Source organism: Brachybacterium zhongshanense, from assembly GCF_055385755.1.
In genome coordinates this window covers 2,952,357-2,971,230 of the sequence record NZ_AP043790.1, presented here as the reverse complement: position 1 = coordinate 2,971,230, position 18,874 = coordinate 2,952,357, and the positions used below count along the sequence as shown (strand labels likewise).

General features: G+C 71.1%; 13 protein-coding genes. 12 read left to right on the top strand and 1 reads right to left on the bottom strand.

All coding sequences use genetic code 11. The features are described from left to right. Positions 1-65: 65 nt before the first annotated feature. From ACZ5AJ_RS13165 to ACZ5AJ_RS13155, 3 genes are read left to right on the top strand one after another with little or no spacing between them, the layout of a single operon-like run. Complete coding sequence (locus ACZ5AJ_RS13165; protein WP_464135453.1) at positions 66-1,091, top strand: ABC transporter permease; 1,026 nt, start codon at positions 66-68, stop codon at positions 1,089-1,091. Next, the gene (locus ACZ5AJ_RS13160) at positions 1,084-2,223 is read left to right on the top strand and encodes an iron chelate uptake ABC transporter family permease subunit (protein WP_464135452.1); all 1,140 of its coding nucleotides are present in this window, start codon (positions 1,084-1,086) and stop codon (positions 2,221-2,223) included. The genes ACZ5AJ_RS13165 and ACZ5AJ_RS13160 overlap by 8 nt, the downstream gene beginning before the upstream one ends. After that, entirely contained in the window at positions 2,220-2,984 is a 765-nt protein-coding gene (locus ACZ5AJ_RS13155) for an iron ABC transporter ATP-binding protein (protein ID WP_464135450.1), read from the top strand. The genes ACZ5AJ_RS13160 and ACZ5AJ_RS13155 overlap by 4 nt, the downstream gene beginning before the upstream one ends. 57 nt (positions 2,985-3,041) lie before the next feature. Here the strand turns inward: ACZ5AJ_RS13155 and ACZ5AJ_RS13150 are convergent, their stop codons facing one another. Further along, positions 3,042-3,887, bottom strand: a complete 846-nt coding sequence (locus ACZ5AJ_RS13150; protein WP_464135449.1) for an aldo/keto reductase — start codon at positions 3,885-3,887, stop codon at positions 3,042-3,044. A gap of 282 nt (positions 3,888-4,169) precedes the next feature. Between ACZ5AJ_RS13150 and ACZ5AJ_RS13145 the strand changes: the two genes are divergently transcribed. The 9 genes from ACZ5AJ_RS13145 (at position 4,170) to ACZ5AJ_RS13105 (ending at position 18,830) form a co-directional block, all read left to right on the top strand. Further along, positions 4,170-5,795, top strand: a complete 1,626-nt coding sequence (locus ACZ5AJ_RS13145) for an LssY C-terminal domain-containing protein (protein WP_464135447.1) — start codon at positions 4,170-4,172, stop codon at positions 5,793-5,795. Between the two features lie 76 nt (positions 5,796-5,871). Beyond that, a complete protein-coding gene (locus ACZ5AJ_RS13140) occupies positions 5,872-7,332 on the top strand; it encodes an APC family permease (protein WP_464135445.1) in 1,461 nt (486 codons plus the stop codon). A gap of 27 nt (positions 7,333-7,359) precedes the next feature. Continuing rightward, the gene (locus ACZ5AJ_RS13135) at positions 7,360-7,773 is read left to right on the top strand and encodes a universal stress protein (RefSeq protein ID WP_464135443.1); all 414 of its coding nucleotides are present in this window, start codon (positions 7,360-7,362) and stop codon (positions 7,771-7,773) included. Between the two features lie 210 nt (positions 7,774-7,983). Next, positions 7,984-8,445, top strand: a complete 462-nt coding sequence (locus ACZ5AJ_RS13130; RefSeq protein ID WP_464135442.1) for a variant leucine-rich repeat-containing protein — start codon at positions 7,984-7,986, stop codon at positions 8,443-8,445. Further along, positions 8,442-9,236: a hypothetical protein gene (locus ACZ5AJ_RS13125; protein WP_464135440.1), complete on the top strand. Its 795-nt coding sequence runs from the start codon at positions 8,442-8,444 to the stop codon at positions 9,234-9,236. The genes ACZ5AJ_RS13130 and ACZ5AJ_RS13125 overlap by 4 nt, the downstream gene beginning before the upstream one ends. Positions 9,237-9,538: 302 nt before the next feature. Further along, positions 9,539-9,778: a hypothetical protein gene (locus tag ACZ5AJ_RS13120; protein WP_464135439.1), complete on the top strand. Its 240-nt coding sequence runs from the start codon at positions 9,539-9,541 to the stop codon at positions 9,776-9,778. Continuing rightward, a complete protein-coding gene (locus ACZ5AJ_RS13115) occupies positions 9,775-12,576 on the top strand; it encodes a vWA domain-containing protein (protein ID WP_464135437.1) in 2,802 nt (933 codons plus the stop codon). The genes ACZ5AJ_RS13120 and ACZ5AJ_RS13115 overlap by 4 nt, the downstream gene beginning before the upstream one ends. 58 nt (positions 12,577-12,634) lie before the next feature. Next, on the top strand, positions 12,635-16,201 hold the full coding sequence (locus tag ACZ5AJ_RS13110) for a tubulin-like doman-containing protein (RefSeq protein ID WP_464135436.1): 3,567 nt from the start codon (positions 12,635-12,637) through the stop codon (positions 16,199-16,201). Positions 16,202-16,220: 19 nt separating this feature from the next. Continuing rightward, positions 16,221-18,830, top strand: a complete 2,610-nt coding sequence (locus ACZ5AJ_RS13105) for a hypothetical protein (RefSeq protein WP_464135434.1) — start codon at positions 16,221-16,223, stop codon at positions 18,828-18,830. The last annotated feature ends 44 nt before the right edge of the window (positions 18,831-18,874 follow it).

Below are 18,874 nucleotides of genomic sequence, written 5' to 3'. Positions count from 1 at the left end.
ACGGGATCGGCAGGGTCTCGTCCGCCGCGCGCGGTCCTGTCCGACGTCCCTGCCCGGTGAACCTGATGTCCTCCACACCATCCTCCGCGTCGTCGGCTGCCGTGCCCGCGGCAGGCGCCGCCCCGGCCCGACGGCGCGGGCGCGAGAAGCTCGTCGACCCGATGCTGATCGTCGGCATCCTCGTCGTCGCCGCGCTGCTGGTCGCGTCCCTGCTGACCGGGGTCTACGACATCTTCGGGGCCGACGACGGCGCCGAGATGTTCGCGATCACCCGCAGCCCTCGGACGATCGCGCTCGTGCTCGCCGGCGCCGCCATGGCGATGTCGGGCCTGATCATGCAGCTGCTGACCCAGAACCGCTTCGTCGAGCCGTCCACCACCGGCACCACCGAATGGGCAGGGCTGGGCCTGATCTCGGTGATGGTCCTGTTCCCGACGGCGTCCCTGATGACCCGCATGGTCGTCGCGATCGTCTTCTCCTTCATCGGGACGATGGTGTTCTTCGCGTTCCTGCGACGGGTCACCCTGCGCAGCTCCCTGATCGTTCCGATCATCGGCATCATGCTCGGAGCCGTCGTCAGCTCGGTGTCGACCTTCGTGGCGCTCCAGTTCGATGCTCTGCAGAACCTCGGCGTGTGGTTCGCCGGCTCCTTCACCTCGGTGCTGCGCGGGCAGTACGAGGTGCTGTGGATCGTGCTCCTGGTCGGCATCGCCGTGTTCCTCGTGGCCGACCGCCTCACCGTCGCGGGCCTCGGCGAGGACATCGCCACCAACGTGGGCGTGAACTACCAGCGCATGGTGCTCCTGGGCACGGGCCTGGTCGCGATCGCGACGGGAGTGGTCACCGTGGTCGTCGGCAACCTCCCGTTCCTCGGGCTGATCGTGCCCAACATCGTCTCGATGATCCGCGGCGACGACCTGCGCTCCAACCTGCCGTGGGTGTGCCTGCTCGGCATCGCCATCGTGACCGTGTGCGACCTCATCGGGCGCACGATCATCATGCCGTTCGAGGTGCCGGTGTCCCTGATCCTCGGCATCCTCGGCGCGGTCGTCTTCATCCTCCTCCTGCTGAGGCAGCGTCGACATGACTGACCCGACCACCGCCCGGGCGACCGGCGCCGCCACCGACCCCGCCGGCCGGCGCACCACCCCTGCTCTGGCTGCGGGTTCCGCTCCCGCGCTGTCCGAGGGCGTGGCGGAGCGGCCCGCGCCCGACGCGCCCCGCGCCCCGTCGGGGCCCTTCGCCGATGCGCGATCCCGGCGCCGCTACTGGATCCTGCTGATCGCTCTCGCCGCGCTCGCCGTCGCCTTCGGCTTCGGGCTGCTGGCCGCCGAGAACCCGATGCCCGTGGGGTCGCGCGGGTTCTGGCTGATCGCCAAGCTGCGCATCACATCCCTGGTGGTCATGGCGCTCGTCGCGTTCTGCCAGGTGATGGCGACGATCGCGTTCCAGACCGTCACCAGCAACCGCATCATCACCCCGTCGATCATGGGCTTCGAGTCGCTGTACACGGCGATCCAGACGGCCGCCGTCTACCTCCTCGGCGTCGCCGGCGTCGTCGCCCTGCAGGGCACCGGCCAGTTCCTGCTCCAGGTCGCGGCGATGGTCGCGCTGTCCGTCGCGCTCTACGGCTGGCTGCTGCGCGGCCGCTACGCGAACCTGCAGATCATGCTGCTCGTCGGCATCATCATCGGAGGCGGCCTCGGCTCCGTCTCCGCGTTCATGCAGCGCCTGCTCACGCCCAGCGAGTTCGACGTGCTCACCGCCCGGCTGTTCGGCTCGGTCTCCAACGCCGACCCCGCCTACCTGCCCTATGCGATCCCGCTGGCGTTCGCCGCCGGCGCCGGGCTGTGGCTGAACGCGCGCCGCCTCGACGTGATCGCCCTGGGGCGGGACGTGTCGGTGAACGTCGGCGTCGACCACCGCCGCCAGACCATCATCACGCTGATCCTGGTGTCGGTGCTGATGGCGGTGTCCACCGCGATGGTCGGCCCCATGACCTTCTTCGGGTTCCTCGCGGCGACCCTCACCTATCAGCTGGCCGGGACGAACGACCATCGGCGCCTGATGCCGATCGGCTTCCTCGTCGCCTTCGTCGTCCTCGCCGGCGCGTACTTCGTCATGAAGCACGTGTTCTACGCGCAGGGCGTCGTGTCCATCATCATCGAGCTCGTCGGCGGGACCGTCTTCCTCGTCGTCATCATGCGGAAGGGTCGCCTGTGATCACCATCGACGGCGTGCGCAAGCAGTACACCTCGAGCGACGGGACCGTCGAGATCGGCCCCCTGCACCTCGAGATCCCCGCCGGGGGCGTCACCGCGCTCGTCGGCCCCAACGGCGCCGGCAAGTCCACCCTGCTGACCATGGTCGGGCGCCTCCTCGGCATCGACGAGGGAGCGATCCAGGTCGCCGGGTACGACGTCTCCTCGACCGCGTCGAAGGACCTCGCGAAGATCATCTCCGTGCTCCGCCAGGAGAACCACTTCATCACCCGCCTGACCGTGCGCCAGCTGGTCGGCTTCGGACGGTTCCCGTACTCGCGGGGCCGGCTGACCGCCCACGACGAGGAGAAGATCAGCGAGGCCATCGACTTCCTGCACCTGCACGAGCTCGAGGGCCGGTACCTCGACCAGCTCTCCGGCGGCCAGCGCCAGCGGGCCTACGTCGCCATGGTCCTCGCCCAGGACACCGAGTACGTGCTCCTCGACGAGCCCCTGAACAACCTCGACATGCAGCACAGCGTCCACATGATGCGCCGGCTGCGGGACGCCGCGCGGGAGCTCGGCCGCACGATCGTCGTCGTCCTGCACGACATCAACTTCGCCGCCCGCTACGCCGACCGCATCATCGCCATGAAGGACGGCGGCGTCGTCGAGCACGGTCCCGTCGCCGAGATCATGGACGGAGACATCCTCTCCCGCGTGTTCAACACCCCGGTGCAGGTCATCGAGGGACCGGACGGGCCGCTCGCCGTGTACTACTGAGCGGTCCCGTCCTGCAGAGCGGCGCCGTCCCGCAGAGCGGTCCCGCGGGACGGGCGCTCAGGAGGTCTTGGTCGCCGGGTCCGCTCCGCCGCGGCCGTCGGGGCGGTCCAGAGCGCGGATCGCCGCGATGTCGGCGTCCGACAGCTCCAGCTGCGCGGCCTCGATGTTCTCGACGATCCGGGAGGGCGTGACCGACTTCGGCAGCGTCACGATGCCCTCGGCCAGATGCCAGGCGAGGATCACCTGCGCCGGGCTCGCGCCGTGCTCCCGGGCGATCCGCACGAGCGTCCCGTCCTCGAGGAGACCCTGCTTGCCCTGACCCAGCGGGCCCCACGCCTCCGTGACGATCCCGTGCTCGGCGTGGAGGGCGCGCAGGTCGTGCTGCTGGAAGTAGGGGTGCAGCTCGATCTGGTGGATCGCGGGGGCGACGCCGGTCGCCTCGATGATCTCCTCCAGCTGCGGGCGAGGGTGGTTCGAGACGCCGATCGAGCGGACCCGTCCGGTCTGCTGCAGCTCGACGAGGGTCCTCCACGCCTCGACGTACTTCCCCTGCGAGGGCACCGCCCAGTGCACGAGGTACAGATCGATGTACCCGGTGCCGAGCCTCTCGAGGGAGGCGTCGAAGGCGGCGAGGGCCCTGTCGTGGTCGTGATCGTCGTTGTACAGCTTCGTGGTCACGAAGATCTGCTCACGAGGGAGGCCGGACTCGGCGATCGCGCGTCCGACGCCCTCCTCGTTCCCGTACGCCTTGGCGGTGTCGACGTGACGGTATCCGGCGCGGAGGGCCTGGCCGGTGACGTCGGCGGCGATGCCGGGATCGACCTTGAAGACGCCGTAGCCGAGCTGCGGGATCTCATGGCCGTCGGACAGGCGGACGGAGGGGACGGTGGCGTCGGTGGTCATGGCGGAGCCTTCCTCGGCGGGGACGGAGGGTCGGGCGGCGGCCGCGACGCTGCGGCGGCGGCGGCGGGGCGATGCGTGCCGCAACCAGCCTAGCCCCGAACTCCCGCAGATCGCCCCGCCCCTCGGCCGTCCGGCCAGCCGACGACCGTCCGGCCCGCCCCTCGGCCGTCCGGCCCGCCGTCAGCCGTCCTGCCTGCCGTCGGACGTCCGGTCCGCCGTCGGACGCCAAGGTGCTCCCGCCTACGATGTCCCCATGACTGCGCAGACCCCGGAGAGCGAGCGGTGACGCCGGCGCGGTCCTCGCGCCTGTCCCCTCTGCGTCGGCCCATCCCCGAGCAGCCGCCGGTCTACGACCATGGGCGCGGGCACTCGGGTCCCGGTCGGCGCCTCGAGCTGTACGGCCTGCTGGACACGCTGTTCATCGTCGCGGGCGTGGTGGTGTCGATCTGGCTGGCGCTGCTCTACCTGGTGGAGGGCTTCTCCCTCACCCCGGTGCGGCTGCTGTACCTGGTGGGCTTCTGGATCCTGCTGACCTACATCGCGCTGCCGCGCCTGCACCAGCTGATGACCTGGATCTACCTGCCCGACTACTTCTTCGGCCGCACCCGCACCGCCGAGGGCGTGCTCTCCGATCCGATCAATCTCGCCTTCGACGGCGACGAGGTCGATCTGCACGTGGCGATGCGGCGGGCCGGCTGGGTGCTCGCCGAGGAGCGCACCGTCGGCTCCGCGCTCGACATGGTCCGCTCGACCCTGCTGCGCCGCTCCTATCCCGCCGCACCCGTGTCCGATCTGTATCTCCTGGGCCGACGGCACGACTTCACCTACCAGCAGGAGGTCGGCGGCACCACGGCCAAGCGCCATCACGTGCGCTTCTGGCGGATGCCCGCGGACTTCGTGCTGCCCGGTGGGTACCGGGCCGACTGGCTGGCGGCCGGCACCTACGACCGTGCCGTCGGCTTCTCCTTCTTCACCCTGCAGATCACGCACCGGATCGACGAGAACATCGACGTCGAGCGCGACTACATCATCGACACCGTGCGCTTCGCCGACCCGGACGTCGAGGTCGAGGTGATCGAGGAGTTCTCCACCGCCTACCAGTCCCGCAACGGGCAGGGCGACCGCTTCAGCACCGACGGGAACCTGCCCGTGATCGACGTCGCCGGCTGCGCGGCCCGGTCCGACGGCTCCAGCGCCGTCATGCTCCCGCGGCATCGGCCGACGGGGACGACGGTCATGAGGCCCCGTGCGCACGCGGCCACGCAGTCGGCGATCGCCGCTGCGCGGGCCCGCACCCTCGACCGGATGCGCGCGGCGGGCTCCGCCGGCGGCGAGGGGGCGGCCGGAGCGGCCGAGGGGAGCCTGGCCTCGCAGTGGCAGGGCGCCGTCGAGGACTTCCACGAGGCCGTCGTGAGCGCCGCCGACCACCACCTCCCGCCGCCGACGGTGCTGTTCACCGGCCTCCTGGTGACGCTCCAGACCCTGCTCGTGATCGTCCAGTGGATCGGCCGGGGCCTGGGTCTGGACCTGCAGGCCCTCGCCGAGGACGCGAACCTCCTGTTCCCCTCCAGCAACTCGCTCTGGTACGCCACCGCCTTCGCCCTCTCGCTGGTGGTGCTGCAGACGGGGGTGCTGCGCCGACGCCGCTGGTCGCGCATCGCTCTCATGAGCATGTTCACCGTCGACGCCGTCGCCCGACTCGCGATCGCGACGGCGTCGACAGGGGATGCCGCGCACTCGCTGCTGGTGACCGCGGGGGCGTCGGCCCTCGGGGTCATGGCGATCTCGTCGGATGCCTCGCGGCTCTGGGTCCAGACGCAGCGCATGCCGCGACGCACGAGGGAGGAGCGGCGCGAGAGGGATGCGCGGCGCGCGGGGGAGGAGCAGCGCACGACGGACGGGCTGTGAACGGGAGGCGAGCTGTGATGTGCGTCACGGTGCGGTAGAGTCCCCCGCACCTGACCCCCGATCCGGGAGGACTCCCATGAGCGCACCGAGCGGGAACGGACCCGGCTCCGTCGGCACCTCGGGGCCGGCCGAGGCCGACGACCCCGGCCAGAGCGAGCTCAAGCAGGCCATCACCCCCAAGCTGCTTCTGCTGTTCATCGTCGGCGACATCCTCGGCACCGGCGTCTACGCGCTGACCGGCAGGGTCGCCTCGCAGGTCGGAGGTGCCGGCTGGCTGCCGATCATCCTGGCCTTCGCGGTCGCCATGGTCACCGCCCTGTCGTACCTGGAGATGGTCACCAAGTACCCCAGGGCGGGTGGGGCCGGCCACTACATCCACAAGGCCTTCGGGCTGCACTTCCTGACCTTCATGGTCACCTTCGCGGTGCTGTCCTCGGGCATCACCTCCGCGTCCACGTCCTCGGTGTTCCTCGCCGAGAACGTGCTGGTCGCCTTCGGGCTCACCGATCGTCTCGGCGAGGACGCGGCCGGCACCCTCGCCACCGTCATCGCCATCTGCTTCGTGCTGCTGGTCGGCTGCATCAACCTCTACGGCGTCAGCGAGTCGGTGAAGGCCAACGTGGTCCTCACCCTCATCGAGCTGTCCGGGCTCGCGCTCGTGATCCTGGTCGGCTTCTGGGCCATCGCCAAGGGGCAGGCGGACTTCTCCCGCGTGATCCTCTTCGAGACCCCGGAGGACAAGGGGATTCTCATGGCCGTCGTCGGCGCGACCGCCCTCGCGTTCTTCTCGATGGTCGGCTTCGAGGACTCCGTGAACATGGCCGAGGAGGTCGTGGACCCCGTCAGGAACTTCCCGCGGGTCCTGATCACCGGTCTGTCCATCACCGGCGTCGTCTACATCCTGGTCTCGATCACGGCGGTGGCCGTCGTGCCGATCGGCGAGCTGACGACAGCCTCGACCCCGCTGCTCTTCGTCGTCGAGCACGGGGCGCCCGATCTGCCGATCGCCGAGATCTTCCCCTTCATCTCGATCTTCGCCGTCGCCAACACCGTGCTGATCAACATGATGATGGCCTCGCGGCTGCTGTACGGCATGTCCCGCCAGGGCGTCCTGCCCGGCTTCCTGAAGTACGTGCTGCCCGGTCGGCAGAGCCCCTGGTCGGGCATCGCCTTCTCGACCGCGCTCGCCGTCGGACTCATCCTCGTGGTGCGGCTCGTCCTCGACGAGGAGACCATCAGCGCCCTCGGCGGCACCACCGCGCTGCTCCTGCTCGCCGTCTTCGGGCTCGTCAACATCGCCGTCCTCGTGCTCCGCAAGGACCGGGTGGACGCCGACCACTACATCACCCCCACCGTCCTGCCGTTCATCGGCGCCTTCACCACCTTCTTCCTCGTCGGCCCGTGGGCGCAGGACACCCGCAACTACGTCATCGCCGGCGCGCTGCTCGGCATCGGACTGGTCCTCTTCGTCGCCACGTACCTGTACAACGGCGCGATCCGGGCCCGCCGCACCCGCTTCCGCGACTACGACCGCTGATCCGCCCCTCGACGACCCGGGAGAGCCATGTCCACCATCCTGCTGGCCTACGTCCCCAGCGCCACCAGCGAGGCCGCGCTCGAGTTCGCCGTCGAGGAGGCGCATCGGCGCGGCGCCACCCTCGTGGTGCTCGCCTCCGAGGGAGGCCAGGATCCGCGCAAGGCGCGCGGCATCACCGATATGCGTCCCCTCCCGGTGCGCCTCAAGGAGACCGGCGTCCCCTTCGAGCTGCGCACCGTCCCGCGGCGCGACGACCCCGCCGACGACATCCTCGACGTCATCGATGCCGAGGACATCGACCTCGTCATCCTCGGGATCCGCAGGCGCACCCCGATCGGGAAGATCCTGCTCGGCTCGACCTCGCAGCGCGTGGTCATGGAGTCCTCCGCGCCCGTCGTGCTGGTCAAGCCCAAGACCTTCGTGCCGCCGCCCCGGCCGTGAGGGGAGCGGAGGGCGGGAGCCGGCGTCTCGGAAATCGGTCTCCGGCGTGCACTGCCGCCCTCTCTCACCTAATCTTCAGGAAGGGTGCTCGCCCGGTGCGGCACCGAAGCCCTCCGTGTCGAGGACCCTGCCTGGTGGGGCGGGGGTTCCTCGTTCCGATCGGGGGGCCTGGCATGGCCGGTACGCGGTGGGGGAAGGATCGGGACGACGATGGTGGATCGGCTGGCGGACGGGGAGTTCGATGATCCGGACCTGCCGGCCGAACGCCTCGAGCAGCTCGCGGACGAGTTCCCGGAGCTGCACGCGAGGATCGTCGAGCATCCGAACTGCCCGGCCGCGCTGAAGGAATGGATCTTCACCCAGCGTCCGGCGATCCGGCAGGCGGTGGAGCGTCGGGAGGCGCGGGAGCGTGCCGCGGAGGAGGCCGCCGATCGCCGTCGCGCCGCCGCAGAGGCGGAGGCGCGGAGGCGAGCCGCCGAGGCCGTCGAGCGCTCGCAGAGGCCTGCCCGCGAGGTGTCGGTCCAGACTCCTCCGACGTACTCGTCGGCCGCCTCCGCGGGGACGACGTCGGAGAGGTCCCCGGGCAGCTGGTGCTGCGGATGCGTGGCCATCGGAGTCGGCGTGCTCGTCCTCATGAGCGGATGCAGCTGGCTGATGGGGGCTCTCGGATGAGTCCCCGATCTCCGCAGCGTCGCCGCGACGCCTCGACGAGCTCCCTCAGCGCAGCGCTGCGCGCCCGTCACCGCGATGACAGCGGCGGATGGGGAAGAGCGGCCGACGACGATCCCGGGTCCGCTCGGCAGTCACCGGCACCGAGCTCCTGGGGCTCCGCGAGCGGGAGGGCTCCGGCCTCGGAGACGACGGACTGGAGCGCCTTCACCGCTTCCGCTGCTGCGACGGCACGGCGGTCCGCCGGCCCGCGCCGTCGGGCGGACAGGGTGCTGCTGATCGCGACGGCGACCGCCATCCTGCTCGGAGGGATCGGCAGCGGCATCGCCCTGAACCGGCTCATCGCCTCGATCGACGTCGTCGGCTGGCTGCTCGAGGGGGACGAGGCGCTCTCGGCGCCCGCCGTCGCGGCTCTCGCGGGACTCCTGCTCATCGCGCTCGCCGCCGTCGTCCTCGCGATCGCCGGGGCCGCTCGAGCACGCCGGACTTCTGCTCTGATCCTCGTGGCGGTCTCCCTGCTGCTGCCGATCGGATCGCTGTGGATCGGGCTCCAGAGCGGGGGACGCGCCTTCGAAGCCGGTCTCCTGAAGGACGCCCGCACCTATGCGGGACAGCTGGATCCCGACCGCGTGTCCGAGATGTACGACGCAGCGGAGAGAATGGGTGTGGTGCTCCCGGGCGAGGAGAAGGTGCTGGAGATCCTGGACGAGGCGCAGAATGTCGGAGGCTCAGGAGAGGATTCTCCGCAGGGCGCGCCGGCGGCCGGTTCTGATGGCGAGAGAGGTGGGGCATGAGCAAGGGATCGGCTCCGGATCCATGGGGGAGCAATCGTCATGCCGCGCGGCCGGGCGGGGCGAGCGGGCAGGACCCCCGTGGGGCTGCTTCCGGTCAGGTCAGGCCGACGGGCGGTGAGCACGCCACGAGCTGGGGCGCAGGGGCAGCGGATCCCGTGCGGGCATCCAGCACCCCGGTCGTCGGCTGGGGCGGTGCTCCTGGGTCCTGGAGCTCGCCGGGAGGCGCACCTGCCTCCCGCACGCCGGTGGGGCCGCCCTATCCGTATCTATGGGTCTCCTTCGGCGCGGCAGCGCTCGCGCTCGTGCTCGCTGCTCTGCCCGGCGGGCTCGTGCTGCACGTGGTCGCCTGGGCCATCGCGGGGCTCATCGGGTTCGGTGCGGCAGTGCTCTTCGTCCAGCGGGACGCGCTGCGGCAGACGGAGGCGCTGTACATGCGCCAGCCGCTGGCCCCTCGGCTCCATCGGGCGGCCGTCGGCCTGAGCCTGATCGCCGTCGTCGCGACCGCGATCCGGATCGCCCTGGCCCTCGGGAGGATGGGATGAGCGCGATCCGGTGCGGCGGAGGCCGCGCGACGCGAGCCGTTGCGCTCCTCCTCGGGGCGTTCGTGCTGGTGATGGGCGTGCTGTGGGGCGGTGCGCCGCGGGCCGCGGCGGAGCCAGGGGACGAAGGGTCGTCAGCTCTCCTGTCCGACTTCGGAGCGTGCCTGGCCGGAGGAGGGACCGGAAGCATCGTCCTGCTGCTGGACCAGTCGGGCTCCCTGGAGAGCACGGATCCGCGCCTGGCCCGTGTCGATGCCGCGGAGTTCCTGGTCGAGCGTCTCGCGGAGTTCTCCTCCGGGTCGGGATACGAGCTCGAGGTGCGCGTCGCAGGATTCGCGGCGGACTACGAGACGCCCGGCGACTGGACCGTCCTGACGGAGGACGCGACGGCCTCCCTGGCATCGCAGATCGAGACGATCGGCGGGGATCTGCGAAGCCACGACACCGACTACTGGATGGCGCTGGAGTCCGCACGGCAGGATCTCGCCGATCACGGTGCGACCTGCTCCGCCGTCTTCTGGTTCAGCGACGGCGAGTACGACATCGATCCTCGTGCGTCGCGCACGAGCCGATCCGAGCTCGGCGACACCAAGCCGTACGCGCCCGGCATCAGCCTGAGCGACGAGGAAGGGGCGGAGGCCGCCGTCACCGCCGGCAAGGATGACATCTGCCGGCCCGCCGGAGTCGCCGATCAGCTCCGCAGCTCCGGCATCACCCTCGTCGGGATCGGTCTGACCTCCTCGGATGCTGACTTCAGCTTCCTCCGCAGCGTCACCGAGGGCGGCGGCTCCGCCGCGGCGGAGCGCAGCGGGATCACCCAGTGCGGTGACGTGGCGAGCCCGGAGGGCGCCTTCTTCGAGGCCGACGATCTCGACTCCCTCCTGCTCGCCTTCGACTCCATCTCCGCCCCGGGCGACTCCCTGTCCTCCACCGCCGTGGACATCTGCCAGGAGCAGGAGTGCAGCGCCGGGGAGGTCTCCTTCGTCCTCGATCGCGCTCTGGGATCGGTCCGGATCCTCGCCACGGCCGACTCCGAAGGGTTCGAGGCGTACGTCAGAGCCCCCGGTGACGAGGCCGGGACCCGCTTCCCCGCCGGAGCCGTCGGGGAGACGTCCGAGGAGGACGGCATGCGGGTCACCTGGCTCACCTCGCGCACCGTCGAGATCGAGATGAGCGCTCAGGACGTGCCCACCTGGGACGGGACCTGGACGGTCGGGTTCGTGGATCCCTCCGGCCAGTCCTCGGGCGAGCAGGTCGATGTGAACATCCACCTCACCTCGCCGCTCGTGCTCTCCTGGCAGGGCCTCGACGGCATCGAGCTGAGGCAGGGCGCCTCCATCGAGGATGCGCAGCTGGTCCTCCTCGATCGCACGGACGGGTCCACCGTGGATCCGGCAGAGCTGAGCGGCACGCTGACCGCGCAGGTCGCCCTGACGGATGCATCGGGGGAGACCCACGAGCTGTTCTCGACCGCGGATGACGAGGAGCTGTCCGCTCCGGTCACGATCCTGGTGCCCGGTGAGGCGGCGCTCGGAGAGGGTCGCATCACCGCTTCGCTCCAGATCACCACGGCCCCGCCCGAGGTCGACGGTCAGCAGACCGGGGAGGGGACAGCGCTGCAGCCGGCCCTGGCTCGCACCACGGTGGCAGTCCTGCCTCCCCAGGACTTCCCGACCGTCGCGTCCCGGCTCGATTTCGGCGTCCTCGAGGAGGAGACGGCCGTGAGCGCCTCCCTCTCGCTCACCGGCCCCGGTTGCGTCTGGCTCGATCCGGAGGGGACCAGCATCGTCGGCGCCCCGGCCGAGGCGGGGACGATCACGATCGGCAGCGCGTCCGACCGTGATGACGACTGCGTCGTCCTCGACGACGGCGAGACGGGCGAGCTCACCCTCGACCTGTCCGCGGAGGACCGCGCGAACGGGGCGCTCCAGGGCACCGTCACCGTGATGATCGCTCCTGCTGATGATCCCGACGCGGCCCAGGCCGTGACCGTGCCCTTCGAGGCGGACATGCGACGCCCGCTGGATGCGGCCACCGCAGGCACCGCCTTCGTCATCGCGCTCGCGGTGGGCATCGGGCTGCCCCTCGCCGCGCTCTACCTGGTCACCTGGCTGACGGCTCGTATCCCCCGCGGGACGCTCGTCACGGGAAGCACCCGCGTCGTGCTGCCCGAGACCGGAGGGCGCACCGACATCGATCTTGCGCGCAGCGACCTGACCCTGACGTCGCTGCCCGCGCCCCGACGATCCGTCACGGCCGCAGGCTGGACCCTGCGGACGAGGGTCTCGCCGCTGCCCACGGAGGCACCCTGGGTGGAGCTCGTCGGCGATGAGCGCTCGGTCTCCGGCGCGACACCGGGCTCCCGCCGAGGGCGCGCACGGCTCCCTCTGGGCGTGCGGGGGAACTGGATCGCGGTCCCGGACCCCCAGGATCCCCGCGCGGCGACCGTGATCGTCCTCCTCGGTGCCGAGGACCAGGCGACCCTGGACGCAGTCCTCGAGGACGCCCGCCTCCGACTGAGCGATCGGCTCCGCTCGATCGGCGTGGCCGGGGGCGGAGCATCCGGCCCCGCATCGGACGGCGGAGCCGGATCGTCCTGGGCCTCCCCGTCCGCCGATGCGTCGCACGGCCGTCCGGATCCAGGTTCTGTCGCCGGCTCCGGCTCCGGTTCCGGATCAGCGGCAGACGGATGGGGGAGCTCCGCTCCCGCGCCGGGACCGTCGTCGTCCGACGGACCTGCCGGCTGGGGCTCCTCGACCTCGGACCGCAGCGGGCCCGGCTCGCCCTGGGGGAGCTCATGAGCACCGGCTGCTCGCCAGACCACCACGACCGGCCGCAGGCCGACGGAAGGAACACCTGATGCGCAAGGTTCTCGTCATCGGATGCGGAGGCTCCGGGGCCAAGACGCTGTCCTACATGATGGATCAGCTCAGAGCCGATCTCGCTGTCCACGGGATCGAGGAGATCCCCGGATGCTGGCAGTTCGTGAACGTGGACACTCCGATCCAGGAGGAGCACGGCGCACATCTGCCGTCGGTGGGTGAGCTGGGCGGCACGTACGTCTCGTGCGGCGACACCGGGAGCTACGCTCCGGTGGACGCCGCCGTCACCCGGAAGCTCCAGGCGAACGGCACGGAGGGCCTGCGGGCGACGGCGAGCTGGATGCCGCGGGATCCGTCCGATGTCACCTTCCCGATCTCGGTCGGTGCGGGCCAGTCGCGCGCCATCGGGAGGATGCTCACCCTGTCGAAAGCATCGCAGATCGGTCCCGGCATCCGGCGAGCGATCGATGCGATGAACAGCGAGCGATCCCGGGAGCAGGCGCGTCGGACCGCTGCGGCAGTCCCGGGCATGGGCGGGGTCCCGGACCCGGCGACCGGTGCGGTCACGCTGGTGGTCTCCTCCATGGCGGGAGGGTCCGGCGCCTCCATGACCCTGGACGTGTGCCGCATCGTGAGCGCGATGTCGGAGGTCGATCGTGATCTGACCTCCCTGTTCCTCTATACCGCCGACGTCTTCGGCGAGCTGCCGCGTCAGGACCGCCTCGGCATGACCGGGAACACCCTCGCGATGCTCGGGGAGATCTTCGCCGCGCAGGCCACCGCGGACGGCGGCGCGGCCGGGCGCGAGGACGCCGAGCTCTATGATCGGCTGGGCGTCACCGGAGCCGCTGCCCGGCCGTTCCGCCGGGTGTTCCCCATCGGCCGGCGCACCGGCGTCGACAGCATGGTCTTCGGTGACGGATCGCCGGACGGCGTGTACCGCGGGATGGGCCGAGGGCTCGGCCGGCTGCTGCTGTCGCCCCGCTTCGAACAGATCATCAGCTACCTCGTGGCCAACGTGGGCGGCGGAGGACTGGGGACCGAGACGGTGGCCTGGGGTGCGAAGGCGGATGACGCGATCTGGTCGTCCTTCGGGTACGCCTCGCTCTCCATGGGGCGCGACCGATACCTCGAGTATGCGGCGGAGCGCATCGCCCGCTCCGCCGTCGGGCATCTGCTCAGCGGCTTCCGTCAGGAGGGGAGCACCCACGGCGACCAGCAGCAGCTCGCCGAGCTGTGGCAGTACCGCAGAGCGCAGGAGCTCTCCCGGGTGGGGCTTCCCGGGGGGAGCGGCGCCCTCACGATGGCGGGCGGGTCCGCTGTGGACAGCACCGCGCAGGAGTGGTTCCTCTCCGCGGCGGGGCTGTCGCAGGAGGCGCTCAGCCGCTCCGCCGGGGACATCGTCTCCGATGCGATGCGCCGTCGGCCGTCGATCGATCCCAACATGCCGCTCGAGCAGTGGGCCACCAGCATCGACCCCTGGACCCGGACTGAGGAGGGGGCGGTGCAGTCGGCCCTCGAGGGTGCGTCGAACCGGCTGGCCGGAGACTTCGCGAGGCGCCTGCATGATCGGCTGCTCGACACCCTGAGGGCGGCGATCGCGGACCACGGCATCGTCTACGCCGGATATCTGCTCGATCAGCTGGCCGGACCCGGAGGGGTGATCGCCCAGCTCATCCCGCGCCTGCACGAGCTCGGGGGGCTTCGGCAGGCCAGAGCCCTGCAGGTCTCCTCGTCGTTCCTCGCCCCCTACCTGGGTCAGCGCAAGGCGATGGTCGGGCAGTCCGCGGCCGGGCAGCTCGAGGACGACCTCTTCCATGCGCTGCGCGACTCCGCCTTCGGCTGGCTCGCCTCGGCCTCTGCGCAGAAGGTCGCGGCACTGCTCGAGGACCTGCGGGTCTCGGTCGCACAGCCGCTGCAGCGGACCTTCGACGATGTCCGTCGGGGCCTGGTCGCCGAGTCCGAGCGCACGCCCAGCGCGCAGGGAGTCGCCCATCTCGCCAGCCCCTACGTCAAGGCCTGGCCCGCGGACCCCGATCCGGGCCAGCCGGTCACGGCCTCCGTCCCGGATCGCTTCGCGAACGCTCACAACGAGGTCGTCCTCATGGGCACCGAGGAGTATGTCCCGCGCTTCGACGTCGACATCCTCGACGCCGTCGCCGTGGAGCGCGCCGAGGATCCGCAGCAGAGTCCGGGGGATGCGGCCCAGGCCTACGCCTGGGCTCGTCGGGATGTGGTCCTCGGTGAATGGAACCGGGGTGCGGGTGATCCTGCGCCCTCGGATCTCCTGGTGACGACGCGCACCTGGGTCCCCAAGGGGATCCAGGGCGGCTCCGCGCCCGCGAGCGGCCAGTATGCGCTGCGGGCGCGCAGCGAGGACCTGCTGCGCCGCGCCCGGGCGTTCGTCCAGAGGCGCGGAGAGTCCTTCGAGGTCTTCGCCGCGGAGTCGCTGCGCTCGTACATCACGGATCCTCAGATCGGCGAGCATGAGCGCGATCAGCGTCAGCAGCAGCTGCTGACCGCTCTGGGCCGTACGCTCACCATGGCGCAGCCGCTGACGACCATCAGCGGTGCGATCCAGCAGGAGCTGGGCACCGGCCCGCTGCAGCTGGGCTACGAGTTCTCCGCGCTGCCCTTCGCGAGCCTCGACGGCCTGGTCGACGCGTTCAAGGACACCATCGGGAGGAACGCGCAGATCAGCAGTGACTCCGTCCTTCCTGCCATCGACCAGGCGCTCGGCTCGCTGCCCGTCGCGAAGGTTGACGTCTTCGGCTACTACCCGATGACCTTCCCGGTCGCGTACGGTCTGCTCCGCGACGTCGCGGAGGACTGGAAGAGCCGCACCGATGCCGGCCGACGGGACTTCTGGCACTGGCGCCGGGCCCGTCCTCTGGCCGGAGGCCTCCCCTTCTCCGACGTCGAGAGGCGCACCCTCATCCGCGGATGGTGGGTCGCGCAGCTCGCGGGTGGCCTCGAGATCCCGTCCGACGGCGGGGACCGCGCCCCGGTGCGGATCTGGGACCGAGAGACGGGCAGCTGGATCGCGTTCCCCGCGCCGATGCTCACCCCGCCCTCACGGATGATCGTGAGCACCGCGTGGCTGCCCGCGGTGCTCGAGTCCGCGCTGCTGGCCTATCTCGAGGCCGGTGACAGGGGGCTGGAGGCGTTCCGGCCGTGGACGGTGCTTCGCCGCTGGGCCGACTCCACGCAGCTCGGCCCCTCGGTCAGCCTGGACGGGGACCGCGAGGACGCCAGGGTGCTCGCTCTCCTGCTGGGCGCAGGCGGGATCGCGCCGGGCCTGCATCCCGTGGTCGACCTCTCCGGCGCCGACGATCCGGAGGCGCGCAGGGCGCTCCTGCTGGACTACTGCAGCAGGGTCGCCGATGTCCTCGACCAGAGATTCCTCCCCGGGCCGGGCAAGCGCGAGCATCCGCAGGTCTTCGCGAACTTCCGCGATCGCGGACAGGTCGCGACGACCCCGCTCACCATCGATCTCGCGGACGAGATGCGCAGCGAGCTGCTCGCCCTGAGCGAGGTGCTCGAGCGGGTCGCTCCAGCGGGAGGCGATGATCCCCTCGCCATCGACGACTCCTTCGTCTTCTGAGCCTCTGAGGAGCACCCGCATGCAGCAGCGAACCGTCCTCGTCGCGCCGCCCAGCCAGCGGCCGCTCCTCGACGCGCTCGTCGATCTCTCCGCGGCCGGCGCCCTCGACAGCTTCACGTGGATCGAGGCCCCGCCTCGACCGGAGTCGGCACCGGACCGCGAGGACCCGCGCGGTCTGAGCGTGGTGTGGGGGAGCGCGAGCGCGACCACCTTCGCCCGGACGGTGAACGTGCGGGCGCTCGAGATCCTCCGCATCGTCGTGGTCGTTCCCGTCGGGCACCCGGACCAGGATGCCCTCGATGCCGCAGCGGAGGGCTTCTACCAGCACCTCGATGTGCCCAGCGGGGCCCGACGGAGCACGGTGCGCGTGATCGTCCCCTGGAGCGCGGAACCGATCCCGGCGCAGCTGGGCCGGGTGGGCTGGCACGACGTCATGCTCTCCCCCGAATGCACCGCGGAGCCGGAGTTCGCGGCGGTGCCCTGGTGGAATCACCCGGAGCTCATCCCGGGGTCCGCGGCGGCGGGGATCGCGGTGCAGGCGGGTCTGCTGCAAGGCCTGGACAGTGCGCCGTTCGACGAACAGGGTGCGGACATGTCGGCGGACGTGTCGATGGTCCGCACGTTCATCCGACGGATCGACGCCGGCGAGGTCGAGGCGTCTCTGCGGGCCAGGGTCCTGAGGATGGACGACCAGGTGCCTGCGCCCACACGGGCCGGCGGGTCGTCCGTGCCGCCCTATCCGTCGCCGGAGAACCAGATCCGGGACACCGCGAGGGCATGGACGCGGAGGCATGAGCATGCCGTACGACGACGAGGTCCTGAGGTCCCTCGGCCGGGCACGGAGACGATGGGGATCCTGGCGGTCCTCCGGCTGTTCCTCAGCTTCCTGGGGCGTGCCCTGATCGGCGCTCCGGAGGCGTGGCTCCGGCGCACGCTGCATTCGGCGCAGGCGGGCATCGCCGCGGGGACCACCACGATGCTGTTCGGGAGGGGATCGCCGGTCTCGGTGATCGTCGGCGGCGTCGGTGCGGATGGCAGCACGGCATCCTGGCGCACCATCCGCGATGCGGCTCGCGCCGTCGACCTCGGCGAGCCGGCAGCCGGCGGCAGGCTGGGACAGCCCGTCCGACGCGACTTCTCCGCGCTGTGGGCCGATCTCCTGCAGGGCTCACGGTCCCTCCTGGACGGCTCGCCCTGCCCGGAGCTGGAGATCGATGGAGCGACGGGGTACGTGCCGCTGCGATCGATGGTCGCGCCGCCCCTGGCGGAGGGCGGTGCCTTCACCATCTCCGAGCCGGTCGGGGAGCTCTCCGCCGCTCAGAGCGTCCCCGCATGGGACCATCTCGAGATCGATCGGGTTCGTCGCGTGCTCGACCGGGCGGCCGCTCAGGATGACCCCCGTGCCGTCGGGGCTCGACGTCATCTCGCCGCTCTCGACGCCTGGCGCGCGGAGAACGAGCGTCGGTTCGTGCCGACGATCGGCAGGATCGTCGGCGGATGGTTCGACGCGACCCGTCAGGACATCGCGGACATCCGGTCTCAGCTCGACGGCCTGCTGCGGCCCGAGGCGGATCGAGAGCTCATGAGCACCCAGCGCAGGCTCGCCTGGGCGCTCCGCCTCCTTCTGGCCGGACTCGTCGTCGTCCTCGCCGTGCTCGGCATCCTGGGCTGGCAGGAGGTGATCTCCGGCCGGACGACCGCCATCGGGATGGGCTCTGCTGCGGTCGTCTGGCTGCTGGTCTCCTTCGGCGTCTTCGTCGCGCTGCAGCGGGAGGTCTTCCGACTGCTCCATCTCCAGGAGCAGAGGGACGCCGCGGTGCCCGTGCTCCTCGAGCGTCTCCGTCTGGCGGCCGAGGACCTCGATGCGCTGGGCGACGCGTACTCGCAGTTCGACCGCTGGGCGCTGCTGCTCACCAGCTTCCTCGCGGAGCCGCTGGGGCGGGAGGCCGACGAGGCGGAGGAGGCTGCCGTCGGCGCGACGCTCCCCGTCGCCCTGCAGATGCCGACGGCCGGGGCCGAGCCCGCGATGCTCGACGACGCGGCCGCACAGCTCAGGGCACGGACCTTCACCGTGGGATGGCTCGGGGAGGCCTTCGAGGACTTCGCGAGGTCGCTCGGCGACGACCTGACCCCGGAGCAGAAGGTGCGCCTGCGGGGGACGGGGGGCTCCCCCCTGAACCAGCTGCTCAGCGCACGGGCCGACGCCGGGAGCGAGCTCTTCCGGTGGGCTTCGGGGACGGCGGAGCACGGCGTGCGCACCGACCGCGGCCGGATGATCTGGAAGGCCTGCACGAAGATCCTCGCCGACGAGCCGCTCCTCGACCTCCAGGTGAGGCGCGATGGACCGGAGCAGACTCCGGAGTCCGTCTCCGTCCTCCGCAGCGAGCTGTGGGATGCACGCGGCGCCTCGGTGGTCGAGGAGGTGCTCGAGCTCTCCGCCCGGACGGTGCAGACCCGGATGACGGATCCGGCGGTCTCCTGGCGGAAGGTGGAGACGGACGGCCTGAGCTCGGACATCGTGCTCGTGCAGAGCACACGGGGTGTTCCCTCGGAGGCCTTCGTCTATCCGGAGGCGACCCGCACCGCGCCCACGAGCTTCCGCGACCAGCCCGACGATCTGGTCTTCTGACCCTGCGAGCAGCCGGTGCGGCCGTCGCAGGCCCGCCCCCGAGA

Bases quoted from the DNA above. Each gene is read 5' to 3' on its own strand.
- ACZ5AJ_RS13150 (WP_464135449.1), bottom strand. From the start codon at position 3,887: ATGACCACCGACGCCACCGTCCCCTCCGTCCGCCTGTCCGACGGCCAT.
- ACZ5AJ_RS13130 (WP_464135442.1), top strand. From the start codon at position 7,984: ATGGTGGATCGGCTGGCGGACGGGGAGTTCGATGATCCGGACCTGCCG.
- ACZ5AJ_RS13165 (WP_464135453.1), top strand. From the start codon at position 66: ATGTCCTCCACACCATCCTCCGCGTCGTCGGCTGCCGTGCCCGCGGCA.
- ACZ5AJ_RS13110 (WP_464135436.1), top strand. From the start codon at position 12,635: ATGCGCAAGGTTCTCGTCATCGGATGCGGAGGCTCCGGGGCCAAGACG.
- ACZ5AJ_RS13135 (WP_464135443.1), top strand. From the start codon at position 7,360: ATGTCCACCATCCTGCTGGCCTACGTCCCCAGCGCCACCAGCGAGGCC.
- ACZ5AJ_RS13125 (WP_464135440.1), top strand. From the start codon at position 8,442: ATGAGTCCCCGATCTCCGCAGCGTCGCCGCGACGCCTCGACGAGCTCC.
- ACZ5AJ_RS13160 (WP_464135452.1), top strand. From the start codon at position 1,084: ATGACTGACCCGACCACCGCCCGGGCGACCGGCGCCGCCACCGACCCC.
- ACZ5AJ_RS13105 (WP_464135434.1), top strand. From the start codon at position 16,221: ATGCAGCAGCGAACCGTCCTCGTCGCGCCGCCCAGCCAGCGGCCGCTC.
- ACZ5AJ_RS13140 (WP_464135445.1), top strand. From the start codon at position 5,872: ATGAGCGCACCGAGCGGGAACGGACCCGGCTCCGTCGGCACCTCGGGG.
- ACZ5AJ_RS13115 (WP_464135437.1), top strand. From the start codon at position 9,775: ATGAGCGCGATCCGGTGCGGCGGAGGCCGCGCGACGCGAGCCGTTGCG.